Consider the following 1206-nt stretch of genomic DNA (forward strand, 5'->3'; position numbering starts at 1 on the left):
TGTCATCCTATGTTTGCAAAAGGATATGGATTAAAGTATTTATATTAGATAGATATTAATAAAAAGGAGAAAGAGCAAGACAATTACTTGTCATTGGTTTAAAAAACAGCGCGGAATGCTTGTCCCTTTCTCCTAGTGCTTAAATTTTGAACAGTTCATTAGGTTTTGAAGCCTGCATTTAGGATTGATAAAATAAAAGCACTTTTAAAAAATACTTGTCATGTGTAAAATTATAGGAATTGATATTAGTAAACAAACTTTTGATGTAAGTTTTCGAGAAGAAGAAAAATTAGTTCATCAAATTTATAGTAACAATTTAAAAGGATTTAAGAAATTTGTAAAAGAGATAGACATCTCTTCTTTAGTAGTTATGGAAGCTTCAGGGCCTTACTATGTAAGTTTAGCAAGTTATTTGTATGATGCAGATATAAAATTATCAGTAGTGAATCCTTTAAAAGTAAAACGTTTTAGTCAGATGAAGTTTTATAGGGCTAAAACTGATAAAAAAGATGCAGGAATTATAATGGAATATGGAGAGCTGGAACAAGATTCTTTATCGCTTTGGAAACCAGAAACAAAAGGAGTTCAGTCTCTAAAACAAATGCGAACAACAACAGAGTTATTACAGAAACAATTGAGGCAAAGTAAGAATCAATTGAGTGCGTTTAAGAGTTCTGGTTCATTGAATAAAGAAGTAGCAAAAGGATTAAAAAAAGTAATAAACATAACAGAAAAATCGATAAAAGATTTAGAATATCAAATGTTAAATGTTTGTAAAGAATATTATGGAGAAAGTCTATCCTTGTTAACTTCTATACCAAGTATAGGAAACAAAACAGCAATGATGTTGATTGCAATAACAGACGATTTTAGTAAGTTTGAGCACCACAAACAGTTGATAGCTTATGTAGGTTTTGCACCACGAGTTTATCAATCTGGAACAAGCGTAAAAGGAAAAGGACATATTTGTAAAATGGGAAAGTCGCAAATAAGAAAACTCTTGTACATGTGCAGTTGGACGGCTAAATATTGCAACAAGACTTGTAGTGAGATGTATGAAAGATTAAAAAACAAAGGAAAACCAGAAAGAGTGATAAAAGTAGCGATAGCAAATAAATTATTAAAGCAAGCTTTTGCAGTAGCTACATCAAAACAAAAATATATAGAAAATTATCAACCAAATATTTGTTTTTAAGCACAGTTCAT

The 1206-nt window shown here is 29.9% G+C and carries 1 protein-coding gene; it reads left to right on the forward strand.

Features of this window, described 5'->3' with window-relative positions; genetic code table 11:
* The first annotated feature begins 220 nt into the window (after positions 1–220).
* Complete coding sequence (locus Q0998_RS19235) at positions 221–1195, forward strand: IS110 family transposase (protein WP_299673071.1); 975 nt, start codon at positions 221–223, stop codon at positions 1193–1195.
* Positions 1196–1206: the final 11 nt, after the last annotated feature.

Source organism: uncultured Polaribacter sp. (assembly GCF_947501385.1).
Lineage (GTDB): Bacteria > Bacteroidota > Bacteroidia > Flavobacteriales > Flavobacteriaceae > Polaribacter.

What these genes read in the sequence shown, in the direction of transcription:
- Q0998_RS19235 (WP_299673071.1), top strand. Translation starts at nt 221, where the DNA reads ATGTGTAAAATTATAGGAATTGATATTAGTAAACAAACTTTTGATGTA.